Source organism: Thioalkalivibrio sp. ALgr3 (assembly GCF_000377325.1).
In the GTDB taxonomy this organism is placed as follows: Bacteria; Pseudomonadota; Gammaproteobacteria; order Ectothiorhodospirales; family Ectothiorhodospiraceae; genus Thioalkalivibrio.
This window is the reverse complement of the sequence record NZ_KB897980.1, coordinates 25,801-39,798: the sequence shown is the minus strand read 5'-3', so window position 1 is coordinate 39,798 and position 13,998 is coordinate 25,801. Positions and strand designations below refer to the sequence as shown.

Annotated in this window: 14 protein-coding genes and 1 other RNA gene; 8 read left to right on the top strand and 7 right to left on the bottom strand. The window is 68.5% G+C overall.

Going from position 1 to position 13,998, the window contains the following annotated elements:
- The first annotated feature begins 9 nt into the window (after positions 1-9).
- Both guaB and guaA read left to right on the top strand, forming a co-directional pair.
- Entirely contained in the window at positions 10-1,470 is a 1,461-nt protein-coding gene (gene guaB, locus C998_RS0107135; protein ID WP_018870174.1) for an IMP dehydrogenase, read from the top strand.
- Between the two features lie 65 nt (positions 1,471-1,535).
- Positions 1,536-3,113, top strand: a complete 1,578-nt coding sequence (gene guaA / locus C998_RS0107130; RefSeq protein WP_018870173.1) for a glutamine-hydrolyzing GMP synthase — start codon at positions 1,536-1,538, stop codon at positions 3,111-3,113.
- A 27-nt stretch (positions 3,114-3,140) separates the two neighbouring features.
- Here guaA and C998_RS0107125 read toward each other — a convergent pair whose 3' ends face one another.
- The 4 genes from C998_RS0107125 to C998_RS0107110 all read right to left on the bottom strand — a co-directional run bounded on the left by C998_RS0107125 (position 3,141) and on the right by C998_RS0107110 (position 7,911).
- Positions 3,141-3,992, bottom strand: a complete 852-nt coding sequence (locus tag C998_RS0107125; protein WP_018870172.1) for an HDOD domain-containing protein — start codon at positions 3,990-3,992, stop codon at positions 3,141-3,143.
- Positions 3,993-4,137: 145 nt separating this feature from the next.
- The gene (gorA, locus tag C998_RS0107120) at positions 4,138-5,532 is read right to left on the bottom strand and encodes a glutathione-disulfide reductase (protein WP_018870171.1); all 1,395 of its coding nucleotides are present in this window, start codon (positions 5,530-5,532) and stop codon (positions 4,138-4,140) included.
- 184 nt (positions 5,533-5,716) lie between these two features.
- Positions 5,717-6,466, bottom strand: coding sequence for a glutathione peroxidase (locus C998_RS0107115; RefSeq protein WP_018870170.1), 750 nt, complete (start codon positions 6,464-6,466; stop codon positions 5,717-5,719).
- A 185-nt stretch (positions 6,467-6,651) separates the two neighbouring features.
- On the bottom strand, positions 6,652-7,911 hold the full coding sequence (locus tag C998_RS0107110) for a diguanylate cyclase (protein ID WP_018870169.1): 1,260 nt from the start codon (positions 7,909-7,911) through the stop codon (positions 6,652-6,654).
- Between the two features lie 165 nt (positions 7,912-8,076).
- Between C998_RS0107110 and ffs the strand changes: the two genes are divergently transcribed.
- The 6 genes from ffs to C998_RS0107085 all read left to right on the top strand — a co-directional run bounded on the left by ffs (position 8,077) and on the right by C998_RS0107085 (position 12,270).
- An RNA gene (gene ffs / locus C998_RS14465) (signal recognition particle sRNA small type) lies at positions 8,077-8,173 on the top strand.
- A gap of 80 nt (positions 8,174-8,253) precedes the next feature.
- Complete coding sequence (gene dnaX / locus C998_RS0107105; protein WP_018870168.1) at positions 8,254-10,083, top strand: DNA polymerase III subunit gamma/tau; 1,830 nt, start codon at positions 8,254-8,256, stop codon at positions 10,081-10,083.
- Entirely contained in the window at positions 10,080-10,406 is a 327-nt protein-coding gene (locus C998_RS0107100; RefSeq protein ID WP_018870167.1) for a YbaB/EbfC family nucleoid-associated protein, read from the top strand. Before dnaX ends, C998_RS0107100 begins: the two co-directional genes overlap by 4 nt.
- Before the next feature lie 11 nt (positions 10,407-10,417).
- Positions 10,418-11,008: a recombination mediator RecR gene (recR, locus tag C998_RS0107095; protein WP_018870166.1), complete on the top strand. Its 591-nt coding sequence runs from the start codon at positions 10,418-10,420 to the stop codon at positions 11,006-11,008.
- 35 nt (positions 11,009-11,043) lie between these two features.
- Entirely contained in the window at positions 11,044-11,388 is a 345-nt protein-coding gene (locus C998_RS0107090) for a histidine triad nucleotide-binding protein (RefSeq protein ID WP_018870165.1), read from the top strand.
- Between the two features lie 87 nt (positions 11,389-11,475).
- A complete protein-coding gene (locus tag C998_RS0107085) occupies positions 11,476-12,270 on the top strand; it encodes a hypothetical protein (RefSeq protein ID WP_026279516.1) in 795 nt (264 codons plus the stop codon).
- Between the two features lie 36 nt (positions 12,271-12,306).
- Here C998_RS0107085 and rsgA read toward each other — a convergent pair whose 3' ends face one another.
- From rsgA to C998_RS0107070, 3 genes are read right to left on the bottom strand one after another with little or no spacing between them, the layout of a single operon-like run.
- Positions 12,307-13,239, bottom strand: a complete 933-nt coding sequence (gene rsgA / locus C998_RS0107080; RefSeq protein WP_018870163.1) for a ribosome small subunit-dependent GTPase A — start codon at positions 13,237-13,239, stop codon at positions 12,307-12,309.
- 18 nt (positions 13,240-13,257) lie between these two features.
- Positions 13,258-13,593 carry a 4a-hydroxytetrahydrobiopterin dehydratase gene (locus C998_RS0107075; RefSeq protein WP_018870162.1) on the bottom strand — a complete coding sequence of 112 codons (336 nt, stop codon included), beginning with the start codon at positions 13,591-13,593 and terminating at the stop codon, positions 13,258-13,260.
- A 5-nt stretch (positions 13,594-13,598) separates the two neighbouring features.
- Positions 13,599-13,907: a cytochrome c gene (locus C998_RS0107070; protein WP_018870161.1), complete on the bottom strand. Its 309-nt coding sequence runs from the start codon at positions 13,905-13,907 to the stop codon at positions 13,599-13,601.
- Positions 13,908-13,998 lie beyond the last annotated feature (91 nt).

Below are 13,998 nucleotides of genomic sequence, written 5' to 3'. Positions count from 1 at the left end.
GAGTGGTGCATGCGGATACTCGGTGAAGCCCTGACCTTCGATGACGTTCTGCTGATTCCCGGGCATTCGAACGTCATCCCCCGCGACGTCGACATCTCCACCCGGATCAGCCGCGGGATCACGCTCAGCGCGCCGCTGGTCTCCGCGGCCATGGATACGGTGACCGAGGCCAGCCTGGCGATCGCCATGGCGCAGGAGGGCGGCATCGGCATCGTGCACAAGAACATGCCGGCCGAGGCCCAGGCCCGCGAGGTCTGGCAGGTCAAGAAATACGAGAGCGGGGTGATCAGCGAACCGATCACCGTGGGGCCCGACGCTTCCATCGGCGACGTGGTGCGGCTGACCCGGGACAGCCACATCTCCGGCGTGCCGGTGGTGGACGGCAACGATCTGCGCGGCATCGTGACCTCGCGCGACCTGCGTTTCGAGACCCGCATGGAGGCCCCGGTTTCCGAGATCATGACCCCGCGCGACCGCCTGGTGACCGTGCGCGAGGGTGCCGGGCGCGAGGAGATCCTCGGGCTGCTGCACAAGCACCGCATCGAGAAGGTGCTGGTGGTCAACGACGCCTTCGAGCTGCGCGGCATGATCACCGTGAAGGATATCCAGAAGTCCACCGAACACCCGTATGCCAGCAAGGACGAGCGCGGCCGCCTGCGCGTGGGCGCTGCGGTGGGCGTGGGCGAGGGCACCGACGAGCGCGTGGCCGCGCTGGTCGAGGCCGGTGTGGACCTGGTCGTGGTGGACACCGCGCATGGCCACTCGCAGGGCGTGCTCGACCGCGTGGCCTGGGTGAAGAAACACTACCCGGACGTGCAGGTGGTGGGCGGCAACATCGCCACCGCCGATGCGGCGAAGGACCTGGTGGCCGCCGGTGCCGACGGGGTCAAGGTCGGCATCGGCCCGGGCTCGATCTGCACCACCCGCGTGGTGGCCGGGGTCGGCGTGCCGCAGATCACCGCGATCTCCGAGGTGGCCGGGGCCCTGGAAGGGACCGACGTCCCGCTGATCGCGGATGGCGGCGTGCGCTTCTCCGGCGATCTCGCCAAGGCGGTGGCCGCCGGCGCCCATTGCGTGATGCTGGGCTCGATGTTCGCCGGCACCGAGGAGGCGCCGGGCGAGGTCGAGCTCTACCAGGGGCGCTCGTACAAGATCTACCGCGGCATGGGCTCGCTGGGCGCGATGCAGCAGGGTTCCTCCGACCGCTACTTCCAGGATCCGAACGCCCCGGCCGACAAGTTTGTCCCCGAAGGCATCGAGGGCCGGGTGCCGTACAAGGGTTCGATCGTCGCCATCATCTATCAGCTGATGGGCGGCCTGCGCTCCTCGATGGGCTACGTGGGCGCGCAGAACATCGCCGAAATGCGCAGCAAGCCACAGTTCGTGCGCGTGACGGCCGCCGGCATGCGCGAGAGCCACGTGCACGACGTGGCGATCACCAAGGAAGCCCCGAACTATCGCATGGACTGATTCGGCCCGCCGGCCGGATCCCCGACACAGACCCCGGCCACCCGGCCGGGGCAGTGGATAACCACATGACCCAGGATCTGCACGCCCACCGCATTCTGGTACTGGACTTCGGTTCCCAGTACACCCAGCTGATCGCCCGCCGCGTCCGCGAGGCCGGAGTCTATTCCGAGGTGCATGCCTGGGACATGCCGGCGGAGGACATCCGCGCGTTCGCGCCCACCGGCATCATCCTTTCGGGCGGGCCCGAATCGGTGAACGTCGAGGCACCGCCGCGCGCCGAGGACGTGGTGTTCGAGCTGGGCGCGCCGGTGCTGGGCATCTGCTACGGCATGCAGACCATGGCCGCACAGCTGGGCGGGCGCGTCGAACCCTCCGAACGCCGCGAGTTCGGCTATGCCCAGGTGCGTGCCCGCGGCCATACCCCGCTGCTCCGCAATATCGAGGACCACACCACGCCCGAGGGCTACGGGATGCTCGACGTGTGGATGTCGCACGGCGACCACGTGACCGAACTGCCCGAGGGCTTCCGCCTGATGGCCTCCACGGATTCGGCGCCAATCGCCGGCATGGCCGACCCGGACCGCGGCTTCTACGGCGTGCAGTTCCACCCCGAGGTCACGCATACCACCCAGGGGCAGCGGATCCTCGAACGCTTCATCTACGAGATCTGCGGCTGCGAGGCGCTGTGGACCGCCGACAACATCATCGAGGACATGGCCGCGCGGGTGCGCGAGCAGGTCGGCGACCAGCGCGTGGTGCTGGGCCTGTCCGGCGGGGTGGATTCCTCGGTGGTCGGCGCGTTGCTGCACAAGGCGATCGGTGATCAGCTCACGTGCGTGTTCGTGGACACCGGCCTGCTGCGCGAGGGCGAGGGCGACCAGGTGATGGCGACCTTCGCCCGCCATCTGGGCGTGAACGTGATCCGGGTGGATGCCGAAGACCGCTTCATGAGCGCGCTGGCCGGCATCGAGGACCCCGAGGCCAAGCGCAAGGTGATCGGCGGGCTGTTCATCGACGTGTTCGACGAAGAGGCCGGCAAGCTGGAAAACGTGAAGTGGCTGGCCCAGGGCACGATCTACCCCGACGTGATCGAGTCGGCCGACTCCAAGACCGGCAAGGCCCATGTGATCAAGTCGCACCACAACGTGGGCGGCCTGCCGGAGAACATGAAACTCGGTCTGGTCGAGCCGCTGCGCGAGCTGTTCAAGGACGAGGTGCGCAAGATCGGTGTCGAACTGGGCCTGCCCACCGAGATGGTCTACCGTCACCCGTTCCCGGGGCCCGGCCTGGGCGTGCGCATCCTCGGTGAGGTGAAGAAGGAATACGCCGATCTGCTGCGCCGGGCGGATGCGATCTTCATCGAGGAACTGCGCAAGGCCGATCTGTACGACCGGACCTCGCAGGCGTTCGCGGTGTTCCTGCCGGTGAAGTCGGTCGGGGTGATGGGCGACGGCCGGCGCTACGACTATGTGGTCGCGCTGCGCGCGGTGGAGACCATCGACTTCATGACCGCCCGCTGGGCCCACCTCCCGTACGAGTTCCTCGATCACGTCTCGCGCCGCATCATCAACGAGATCCCCGGCATCTCGCGCGTCACCTACGACATCTCCGGCAAGCCCCCCGCCACCATCGAGTGGGAGTGAGTCCCGCCCCCTGCTCGAGGGGCGGTCCTACTCGAAGATCTGGTTGACGTGGTTCAGGCCGGTCTCGTCGGTGTCCCAGTCCAGGGTCAGCCGGTCGGGGTCGCCGGTGAGGCGGCGAAAGGCCGGGACCTCGCTCCGGTCCACGGTGGCGAGGCGGTGGCGGGTGCCACCGTAGGACTCGATGTTGGCGGCCTGCAGGATGTCGGTGTAGGAGACCGGCTCGTGGGCGCCCGGATCCTGGCGGATCTTTTCGTGATCGCCCACCGCGCGCACGATCTCCGGGTCGAAGTTCCAGCTCTTGAGCATCGCCCGGCCCATCGGCACGTGGGCCGCGTCGATCGCGGCCTGGATCGCGCGCGGATCCTCGTAGATCTCTTCCACCTTCTCGGCGCGACGCAGAATGGGCACGGCGCCGATGTCGTGGACCAGTCCGGCCAGCAGCGCGATGTCCGCGTCCAGATGGCGCTGCCGGCGGGCCAGCAGATAGCTGAGGACCGCGACCTCCAGGCTGTGGGCCCAGAGCTGCTCCATGCGCTCGCGGATGGCCTCGTTGCCGGTCTGGAAGACTTCCTTCATCGAATGGGTCAGCACGACCTGGCGGACCCGTTCCATGCCCAGACGGGTCACGGCCGAGTGGATGGTGGAGCAGCGATGAAGCCCGCGATAGGCGGGGCTGTTGGCCTGGCGTACCAGACGCGAGGCCAGGGCGGTGTCGCGCGAGATCAGGTTGACCAGGTCGGCGATCGTGCTGTTGTCGTCCTGCACGATGAACAGCGCCTGCACGGAGATGTCCGGCAGGGTGGGGATGTCCACCAGCTGCCGGTCGAGGTCGCTTCGCAGTTTCTCGAGGAAGTTTTCGACATCCGTGCGGGTAGCCAAAAGATGCACTCCGTGCGGCGTTTCTGTGGCGTGGAGTATGCCACAGCCACCGGCGTTCGGGGTTGCAGGTCCCACGGGCCTTCGCCCGGATGGTGGCCCGCAACCCCGTGGCACGCGCCTGCGGGGCGGGGTGCCGTTCCGCAGGTCAGGCGGCTTCGGCGAGGCCCTCCGCACGGCCGGGGCGACCCTGCTTGAGGGTGACCAGTTCCTCGGCGCTGGTGGGATGCAGCGGGATGGTCAGGTCGAGGTCGCGCTTGGTCGCACCCATGCGCACCGCCACCGCGAAGCCCTGCAGCATCTCGTCCACGTGGGGGCCGATCATGTGGATGCCGACGACCTTTTCGTCGTCGCCGGCGCACACCAGCTTCATCACCACCGGCGGGACCTCGCCCTCGGCAAAGGCCCGGTCGAGGCCGCCGAAGCTCGTCTCGTAGACCCGCACCGAATCGCCGTGACGTTCCACCGCCTGCGGCTCGGTCAGTCCGACCATGCCGGCGGTGGGATGGGTGAAGGTCACCGTGGGCACCTGTTCGTAGTCCACCGGTACCGGGTTGTTTTCGGGGGCATACCAGTGCTCGGCCAGACGCCGGCCGGCGGCGATCGCCACCGGGGTCAGCGGGGCCTTGCCGATGATGTCCCCCAGGGCGTAGATCCCTTCGACATTGGTCGCCTGCCACTCGTCCACCGGGATCACGCCTCCGGGGCCGGTTTCCACGCCGGCCTCTTCCAGCCCCATGTCCGCGGTGGCCGGTTTGCGGCCGACGGCCCACAGCACCTGCTGGTAGGGGCCGAGTTCTTCGCCGCCTTCCAGCTGCACGGTGACCGCGCCCGGTTCGCCGCCCAGCCCGGACACCTTCACCCCGAGGTGACGGCCGATGCCCTGGTGCTCCATGTGCTGGTCCAGGGCGTCGCTGATGGCGGGATCGAACATCTCCAGCACGCGATCTTCCATCGCGACTACGTCGGTCTGCACGCCCATGGAGCGCAGCATCCCGGCCATCTCCAGGCCGATGTAGCCAGCCCCGATCACGGCGATGGACTGCGGCAGTTCGGTCCACTGGAAGAAGTCGTCCGAGGTCGCGCCCAGTTCGGCCCCTTCCAGCGGCGGCACCACCGGCGCCCCGCCCATGGCCAGCACAATGCGATCGGCGCGGTATTCGGTGCCGCTTTCGCTGATCACGCTGTCGCTTCCGTTCAGCCGGGCGCGCTCGGCGATGTGGGTCACGCCCAGCTTTTCCAGGTGCCCGGACCAGAACTCGTTCAGGTTGCCGAGCAGCTTTTGCCGTTGCTCGGCCAGCTCGCCGTAGCGAATGCCGCGGATGTCCACGTCCACGGCGAATTCGCCGGCCTGGCGGGCCTGGCTCATGTGTTCCGCGGCGTACCAGGTGAGCTTTTTGGGCACGCAGCCCTCGTTCACGCAGGTCCCGCCCAGCGGCTTCGGGTCGAACACGGCGACGCGGGCGCCATGGGGCGCGGTGCGTTCGGCCACCGCCAGGCCGCCGCTGCCGCCGCCGATCACGATGATGTCGTAGTGTTCCATGCTCTGTTCCCTGTTCATTGTCGGTCTGAATCGAAGTCTGCCACGGCGAGCGCTCAAGGAGCGGTCGCCGGGGTCCGCCATCCGTGTCCGCACGTCCGGCAATTTGTCGTGGGACCTGCGGATACGGATGGCCACCCGGGGTGGCCAGGGCCGGAACGGGCGCGGGCCCGTCCCGGCGCGGGGATCACGCCGCCCGGCGCTCGCGGTGGATCCATTGCTCCAGTTCTTCGGAGCCGCCGATGCGGTGGCCACCGACGAACACCTGGGGCACGGTCATCGCGCCGGTGGCGGCGCGCAGGCTGCGCAGGCTGGCGTCACGGCCCAGCACGATCTCCTCGTAGTCCAGGTCCGCGTCCTCCAGCATCTGCTTCGCGCTGGCGCAGTAGGGGCAGCCCGGCTTGGTGAACACCACCACGTCCTCGGGGCAGGCCGCCTCCGGCGCCACGTGCGACAGCATGGTGTCGGCATCGGAGACCACGAAGGGGTCGCCCGGCTCGTCCGGCTCGATGAACTGCTTCTCGATCACGCCGTCGCGCACCAGCATGGAATAGCGCCAGGAACGCTCGCCGAAGCCGAGGTCGCTCTTGTCGACCAGCATGCCCATCTTCTCGGTGAACTCGCCGTTGCCGTCCGCCAGGAAGGTGATGCGGTCGGCCTCCTGGTCGGCCTGCCAGGCCTCCATCACGAAGCCGTCATTGACCGAGATGCACACGACCTCGTCGATGCCGTGCTTCTTCAGAACCGGCGCCAGTTCGTTGTAGCGGGGCACGTGGGCCGAGGAGCAGGTCGGGGTGAACGCGCCCGGCAGGGCGAACACCACCACGTTGCGGCCGCTGAAGATGTCCGCGGTCCGGACGTCGTTCCAGTCGTTGTCCTTGCGGCAGCGGAAGGTGACTTCCGGGACGCGCTGACCTTCGCGATTTTCCAGTTCCATGTTCTCTCTCTCCTGTTGCAGATTGCGGTTTCGGAAACGGGTGAAAAGTCATGTGCCGGCCTCGGGCCGACGACAGGTGCAAGATTAAGGGGTGCTCTTCGATAAATCTAATCTTTTATAATTAAAATGCTATTAGCCCAAGGCTATGATCGAGGTCGCCGGGGGAAGGGCCTCGCCATGGACCTTCATGCCGGACGCGCCAGGATCACGCGGTTGCGGCCGTCGTGCTTGGCGCGGTAGAGGGCCTGGTCCGCAACGGAGATCAGCTGGCCGGGGGCACCGGCATCGCGGGGGAACAGCGCCGCCCCGATGCTGACGGTGACGCGTGAGCGGTTCAGCGGTTCGGGCCAGCGGGCCCCGGCCACGGCGGCTCGCAGGGTCTCGGCGAAGTCCTCGGCCCGGACCGGGTCCGCACCCGGCAGGACGATCATGAATTCCTCGCCACCCCAGCGCATGGCGATGGCGTGTTCCGGCAGCGATTCGCGGATGCACTCGCCGAAACGTTCCAGCACCGTGTCTCCGGCCTGATGGCCGTGACGATCGTTGATGGTCTTGAATTCGTCGAGATCCAGCGCCAGCAGCGCCAGGGGCCGATCCTCGTGCTCGCAGGCGGTCAGGGCCTTCTCGAACAGTTCCTGTCCCCGCCGGCGGTTGTAAAGGCCGGTGAGCGAGCAGTAATCCGCCCTTTGCTGAAGGGACAGCTCGAGGGTCTTGGTGTCGGTCACGTCGTGGATCATGCCGCAGACCCGCAGTGGCTTTCCGTGGTCGTCCCGCAGCACGATGCGTCCGCGATCGGAGACCCACAGATAGTGCCCGTTGCGGTTGCGCAGCCGGTATTCGGCGTGAAAGGCGGGCCGGCGGCCGGCCAGATGATCCTCCAGTTTGGTCAGGACCAGCGGCCGGTCCTCGGGGTGCACGTTATCCTTCCAGGTGTCGATGACCTCTTCCATCTCGTCGGGACCGTACCCCAGCAGGGACTTCAGGTTCGGGCTGAACACCAGACGTTCCTGCTGCGGATACCAGTCCCAGACCCCCTCGGCGATGTCGTACAGGACCTGCCAGTGTTCGCGGCCGGCGTCCTCGTCCGGCGACGACCCGCGTTCGGGGATCTCGCGGGCGACCGACACGAAATACTCGCGCCCGTCGACATGCTGCACCGACGTCAGGATCTCCACCGGGATGGCCGAACCGTCCGCGTGGCGGTGCTCGCCGAGGAAGCGATAGGGCGCCTGGTTGCGGATGACCTCGGCGATCTCGCTCCAGGCCGGCATGCCCTGTACGCCGGTCTGGAGCGACATCACCGATTCGTGCAGGAGCTGGTCACGGCTGAGCCCGAGGCTGGCATGCGCCTTTTCGTTGCCGTCGATGATCCGTGAGGTCTCCGGATCGATGATATAGACGGCGTCCGGGAGGCCGTGAAAGAACGACGCGGCTGAAGCGGCCATGGGGATCCCGGCTGAAGCGACTGGGGCCGGCATTTTACCCCGGCCGGCGCGGGGTTGCGAGCGCGGGCACCGGATCGAGGTTGACGTGCGTGGCCGAAACCCTGATGCTTTCGGGTTCGGTCGGGCGGCGGTGATCCGTGCGGCCAACAGCGTTATGGTGGTCCGTATCAGTCCCCTCGCGACGACAGGTTGTGAACCCCGCCAGGCCCGGAAGGGAGCAACGGTAGCAACTGCGTCGGGCGCCGGGGTGTGGCGGGTGCGGGCCACCTCCCTTCCAGTTTCGCTTTCCGGTGGGGCCGAGTGCCCGGAGGCCACGGCGACCGCTCCGTCCATGGGAGAGGCATGAGTCACCAGGTTCTGGCCCGCAAGTGGCGGCCCTCACGTTTCGAGGATCTCGTCGGTCAGCCGCACGTGGTGCGCGCGCTCTCCAATGCGCTGTCCGGCGAGCGGCTGCATCATGCCTATCTGTTCGCCGGCACCCGCGGCGTGGGCAAGACCACCGTGGCGCGCATCCTGGCGCGCTGTCTCAACTGCGAGACGGGGGTGACCGCCGAACCCTGCGGCCAGTGCCGTTCCTGCGTGGAGATCGCCGAGGGGCGGCACCTTGACCTGATCGAGGTCGACGCCGCCTCGCGCACCCGGGTGGACGACACCCGCGAGCTGCTGGACAACGTGTCCTACGCCCCCACCACCGGCCGCTTCAAGGTGTACCTCATCGACGAGGTGCACATGCTGTCGGAGAAGAGCTTCAACGCGCTGCTCAAGACCCTGGAAGAACCGCCGGAACACGTGAAGTTCCTGCTGGCGACCACCGACCCGCAGAAGCTGCCGGTGACGGTACTGTCGCGCTGTCTCCAGTTCAACCTCAAGCCGATGCCGGCGCCGCTGATCGCCGATTATCTGACCGGGGTGCTCGAGACCGAGGGCGTGGGTGCCGAACCCGGTGCGCTGCTGCGTCTGGCCGAGGCGGCCGAGGGCTCGATGCGCGATGCGCTCAGTCTCACCGACCAGGCCATCGCCTACGCCGGCGATCAGCTGAGCGAGGGGGCGACCTGCGACATGCTGGGGCTGCTGCCACGCACCCGGCTGACCGGGCTGCTGGATGCGGTGTTCGCCGGGGACGGTGCGGCGCTGGTCCACGGTCTTGCCGAGCTGGATGCCCTGGGGCCGGACTGGTCGCGGCTTCTGGATGAACTCGCCTCGTTGCTGCATCGGGTGGCGGTACTGCAGGTGGCGGGCGAGGTGGCCGATGGCGGCGAAGCGGGCCTGGACTGGGCGCGCGAGGCCGCCGGCCGCGAAGACCCCGAGGCGATCCAGCTCGCCTATCAGATCCTGATCCATGGCGTACGCGACCTGCCGTATGCACCGGAACCGCGCATGGGGGTCGAAATGACCCTGCTGCGGCTGCTGGCCTTCCGTCCGGAGGGCTCGCCGGAGCCCGCGTCCGGTACCACAACCGGCGGGAGCGGCGCGGCTGGCCGGCCCGAGAACCCCGCGAACCGGGGCCCGGCGGTGCAGGCCGAGCCCGCGTCCCGTGCCGCGCCCGCGGCCGAGGCCGAGGCCCCGGAGCCGGCGCGGGCAAGCCCGTCTTCCACGCGCGGGCCGGATGCCGGGGAGGCCGGCGCGGTACGCGAGCCGCATGCGGCCTCGGCCTCCGCGCCCCCGGAGAAGACCGCCGGAGCCGATGCGGCGGGCGCTGCCCGCCCGGCGCCGGCCCCGGTGCCCGCCGCTCCGGTGGCCGAGGGCGAATTCGACTGGCATGCGTTTGCCGCAGGTCTTCCCGCGGGTACCGCGCGTGAAATCGCGCTGCAGGCCGAATTTCGTTCGCTGGATACGGAGCGGCTGACGCTCGCGCTGCCGACCGACTACCGCATGCTGTGCACGGAACGGGCCCGGGAACGCTTGTCCAGGTCCCTGGAGGCGCATCTCGGCCGCGGCGTGCGTCTGGAGATCGTGGATCAGGAAGAAGCCGGTGGTGACACGCCGGCCGCGCGTCTTGCGGCGGATGCCGAGGCGCGTCAGGCTGAAGCCGAGTCCGCCATGCGGCAGGATCCGGTGGTGCAGGCGCTGCACGAGCGCTTCGGGGCCGAACTCGGCCCGGTGCGCCTGCGCGACGACGACCCGACACTTAATCAGGACCCCGGAACAGCGGGACAGGAGAACCGAAAATGATGAAAGGCGGCATGGGCAACATGATGAAGCAGGCCCAGAAAATGCAGGAAGAAATGCAGCGCGTGCAGGCCGAGCTGGCCGAGATGGAGGTCGAGGGCCAGGCCGGTGGCGGGCTGGTCAGCGTGACCCTGACCGGCAAGCACGAAGCACGCAAGGTGCGGATCGATCCCAGCCTTTTCCAGGACGATCCCGATATGATCGAGGATCTGGTGGCCGCGGCCATCAACGATGCCGTGCACAAGGTGGACACCACCAGTCAGGAACGCATGAGTGAACTGACCAGCGGCATGGGCCTGCCGGCGGGCATGAAACTGCCGTTCTGAGCCGGACCGCGGTGGATACGGAACTCGACGACCTGGTACAGGCACTGCGCTGCCTGCCGGGGGTGGGCGGCAAATCGGCCCGGCGCATGGCGCTGCACCTGCTGGAACGCGACCGCGAGGGCGCACGGCGCCTGGCACGGGCGGTGGACGCCGCGGTGGAGAACATCGGCCACTGTTCGGTGTGCCGGACGCTGACTTCGGCGGAGACCTGCGAGCGCTGTCTGGATCCCGATCGCGACGACCACGTCCTGTGCGTGGTCGAGAGCCCCGGTGACGTGATGGCGATCGAGGCGGCGACCGACTTCAACGGTCGCTTCCACGTGCTTCTGGGGCGGCTGTCGCCGCTGGACGGCATCGGCCCCGAAGAACTGGGGCTGGACCGGCTCGAGGAACGCCTGCGCCAGCAGGGCACCGAGGAGCTGATTCTCGCCACGAACACCTCCGTGGAGGGCGAGGTCACCGCCCACTACCTGGCCGAGATGGCCGGGCGCCTGGGAATCCGCGCCACGCGCATCGCGCAGGGGATCCCCAGTGGCGGGGAGCTGGAATACACCGATGCGGGGACCCTGGCGCACGCCTTGTCGGGGCGCCGCGATTACTGATATAAATCGCGCCGGCCGGGCGCGGTGGAGGCACCATGGAAGACTGCATCTTCTGCAAGATCGTGGCCGGGGAGATCCCCGCGACCATCGTCCGCGAGACCGATGACGTGATCGCCTTCGAGGACCTGCATCCCCAGGCGCCGCTGCATGTCCTGGTGATTCCGCGGCGGCACATCGCGACCCTGAACGACCTCACCGCCGAGGACGCGGAAACCGTCGGCAACATGGCCCGGGTGGCGGCCGGCATCGCCGCCGAGCGGGGCTATGCCGAGGACGGCTATCGTACCGTGATGAACTGCAACCAGCAGGGCGGTCAGACGGTCTACCATATACACATGCACCTGCTCGGTGGTCGGCCCCTCGGCTGGCCCCCGGGCTAGCGAACGCGACGGGCCGGGGAGGCCGGCGCCGTGGCAATAGGGAGAACGGGCGTGAAGCAACGCGGAGATCATAACGGCACCACGGCCATGGCCGGGGCGGAGAATGCCCCGGGCCGGGCACGCGTGGTTGCCCGGCTGGCGGTGCCGTTGATGCTGGTCGCGGTGTGCGCGACGCCGATGGTTGCGGCGGCCGAAGTAGCGGCCGATGATGACACCACCCGCTTCTCCGTGACCCGGACCCTGAATCTCGACGGTGGCGATCCGGTTGCGGCGGTGGGCGACCTGTCCTCCTTCTCCGCCGCGGCGGGTGCGGGCGGAGAGACCCGGCCCGATCCGCGTTACCGCCTGATGCTGGATGCCGACGCGGTGTCGCGTCCGGCGGATGACATCACCGGTGTGGGCGACCGTTTCGAGGCGACCGGCGCTTTCCGCCAGCGCCTGGGCTCCAGTGGCCTGGGGTACGGGGTCGATCTGGGCTTCGGCATGGAGTCGCGCAGTGCGCCGGGACACCTGCGCGAGGATGCGGGTACCACTTCCTACTTTACCGACTTCAGCTTCGGCCCCACCTTCGAGTCGGGCGGTTTCGACAGCCAGCTGCGGGTCGGCGTGCGCCAGCCGCTGGCGGGCGATTCGCGGGAAACGGTCGCTGCGGGGAGTGGCCTGCAACCGCGCGACCACACGCGCGGGGCCAGCTATCTGAGCCTGGACGGCAGCCTCCGCCTGCGCAACGACAGCGAGCTGTCGATGAGCCTGTTCTACGACGACTATTCGCTGGAATCCTCCGAAGGCTGGATGGAAGACCGGCTGGAATTCGACGGCATGCGTCCCGAATCCGGCGGTTCCTCGTCGGTGTTCGGCGTGGAGATGGGCCTGACCTTCTGATTCGTTCTGAATCGTGACGCGGGGCCGCTGCCGGGCTCAGTCCCGGCGCCGGGTCTCCGCCCGCAGTTCCTGCCAGGCCTCCAGCCGTTCCCGCGGCAGCTCACCGGCGGCGACCGCCGCTCCCACCGCACACCCCGGTTCGGCCGCGTGCCGGCAGTCGCGAAAGCGGCATTCCCGGGCCCGTTCGGCGATGTCCGGGAAACCGCGCTCGAGCGCGTCAGCGTCGTCCAGCTCCGGCGTGAAGTCGCGCACCCCGGGGGAATCGATCCATGCGCCATCGCCCGCCAGCGGATACCAGCGCGCCGTGGTCGTGGTGTGGCGCCCTTCGCCGGTCTGCCCCAGGGTCGCGGTTTGCAGGGCCTGTTCCGGCGCGTTGCCGGCGCGGCGCAGCAGCGCATCGATCAGCGATGACTTGCCGGTGCCGGACTGGCCGACGAGGATGTTGCTGCCCCCTTCGGCGGCCGCCGCCAGGGTGTCCAGCCCGGTGCCCTCGTGCACGCTGACCGGCAGCGCCTGCAGGCCCAGATGGCCGTACTGCCGGTCCAGGCGCTGCGCGCCGCCGGGATCCAGCTCGCATTTGTTGAACAGCAGCCGGGGTTCGGCCGGCAGGTTGTGGATCGCCACCAGGAAGCGGTCGATCAGGAAACGCGCCGGTGCCGGCTCGGCCGCCACCACGATCCAGACCCGGTCCACCCCGGCGGCGATGGTCTTGCGGCGGCCGTAGCCGTCGCGCCGTACCAGTGCATTGCGGCGCGGCTCGCGGCGCAGGATGCGGTGGCCGTCGGTTTCCACGCGGTCCCCGCAGACCAGATCCCCCGTGCGGCGCTGCAGCTGCACGCGATGCAGGTGCCCGTCCTCGTCGAGGAGGTCGGCCCTCTGGTTGAGGCGGGCGGCAAGACGCGCGCGGGCGGGCAGGGGATCCGCGGTCCTGGGGACCGCGGATCCCGGGTTCCGGACGGACCGGCTCATGCAGGCTGCATCGACGGGTCAGTCGAACAGCGCATCCACGCGCGCGGCGCAGATGAAATCGTTTTCGGTCAGTCCGCCCACCGCGTGGGTGGAGAACTGGACCCGGCAACGGTTGAAGCCGACTTCCATGTCGGGATGGTGATCCTCGACATGGGCGATCCAGGCCACCGCGTTCACGAAGGCCATGGTCTCGTGGAAGTTGCGGAAGCGGAACTCGCGCCGGATGTCCTTCGTGTCGCCGCCCAGTTCCCAGGATTCGTGCAGCTGGCCCAGGGCCCGGGTTGCGTCCTCGGCCGGCATCGGGTCGGTGAAGCCTTCGCAGGCCTGGCAGTGGCGGGTCTTCAGATCGCTCATGGGGTTCAGTCGAATCCGTAGTATTCGTCGTTGAGGTAGGCCACGATGGCTTCGATCTCGTCATCGAAGAAGGCGGTGCCGATGTTGGCGTCGCAGCGCCGGACCATCGATACGAGTTCATCATGATCGCCGACCATGCGGTCGTCACGGGTGTACATCCCGGAGCCGTCGCCGCCGTGCATGTCGGCGTGGCAGCTGACGCAGTTGTTCTCGTGCAGATCCTGGCCCATCCGGATTTCGTCGTTCGCCTGCGCGGTGGCGGTCATGCCGCCGGCCAGCGCCAGGGCGGCCAGAGAGGTGGTGAGGTGTCGCATGGGGCCCTCCTTCTTCGTGGATGCCGGTCTTGTTCGTTGCTCGATGCGACGGGCCCCCGGGGCCCGTCCCCATGATGATAGACTGCATCGC

Bases quoted from the DNA above. Each gene is read 5' to 3' on its own strand.
- guaB (WP_018870174.1), top strand. From the start codon at position 10: ATGCGGATACTCGGTGAAGCCCTGACCTTCGATGACGTTCTGCTGATT.
- guaA (WP_018870173.1), top strand. From the start codon at position 1,536: ATGACCCAGGATCTGCACGCCCACCGCATTCTGGTACTGGACTTCGGT.
- gorA (WP_018870171.1), bottom strand. From the start codon at position 5,532: ATGGAACACTACGACATCATCGTGATCGGCGGCGGCAGCGGCGGCCTG.
- C998_RS0107115 (WP_018870170.1), bottom strand. From the start codon at position 6,466: ATGGAACTGGAAAATCGCGAAGGTCAGCGCGTCCCGGAAGTCACCTTC.
- C998_RS0107110 (WP_018870169.1), bottom strand. From the start codon at position 7,911: ATGGCCGCTTCAGCCGCGTCGTTCTTTCACGGCCTCCCGGACGCCGTC.
- dnaX (WP_018870168.1), top strand. From the start codon at position 8,254: ATGAGTCACCAGGTTCTGGCCCGCAAGTGGCGGCCCTCACGTTTCGAG.
- C998_RS0107100 (WP_018870167.1), top strand. From the start codon at position 10,080: ATGATGAAAGGCGGCATGGGCAACATGATGAAGCAGGCCCAGAAAATG.
- C998_RS0107090 (WP_018870165.1), top strand. From the start codon at position 11,044: ATGGAAGACTGCATCTTCTGCAAGATCGTGGCCGGGGAGATCCCCGCG.
- C998_RS0107085 (WP_026279516.1), top strand. From the start codon at position 11,476: ATGGCCGGGGCGGAGAATGCCCCGGGCCGGGCACGCGTGGTTGCCCGG.
- rsgA (WP_018870163.1), bottom strand. From the start codon at position 13,239: ATGAGCCGGTCCGTCCGGAACCCGGGATCCGCGGTCCCCAGGACCGCG.
- C998_RS0107075 (WP_018870162.1), bottom strand. From the start codon at position 13,593: ATGAGCGATCTGAAGACCCGCCACTGCCAGGCCTGCGAAGGCTTCACC.
- C998_RS0107070 (WP_018870161.1), bottom strand. From the start codon at position 13,907: ATGCGACACCTCACCACCTCTCTGGCCGCCCTGGCGCTGGCCGGCGGC.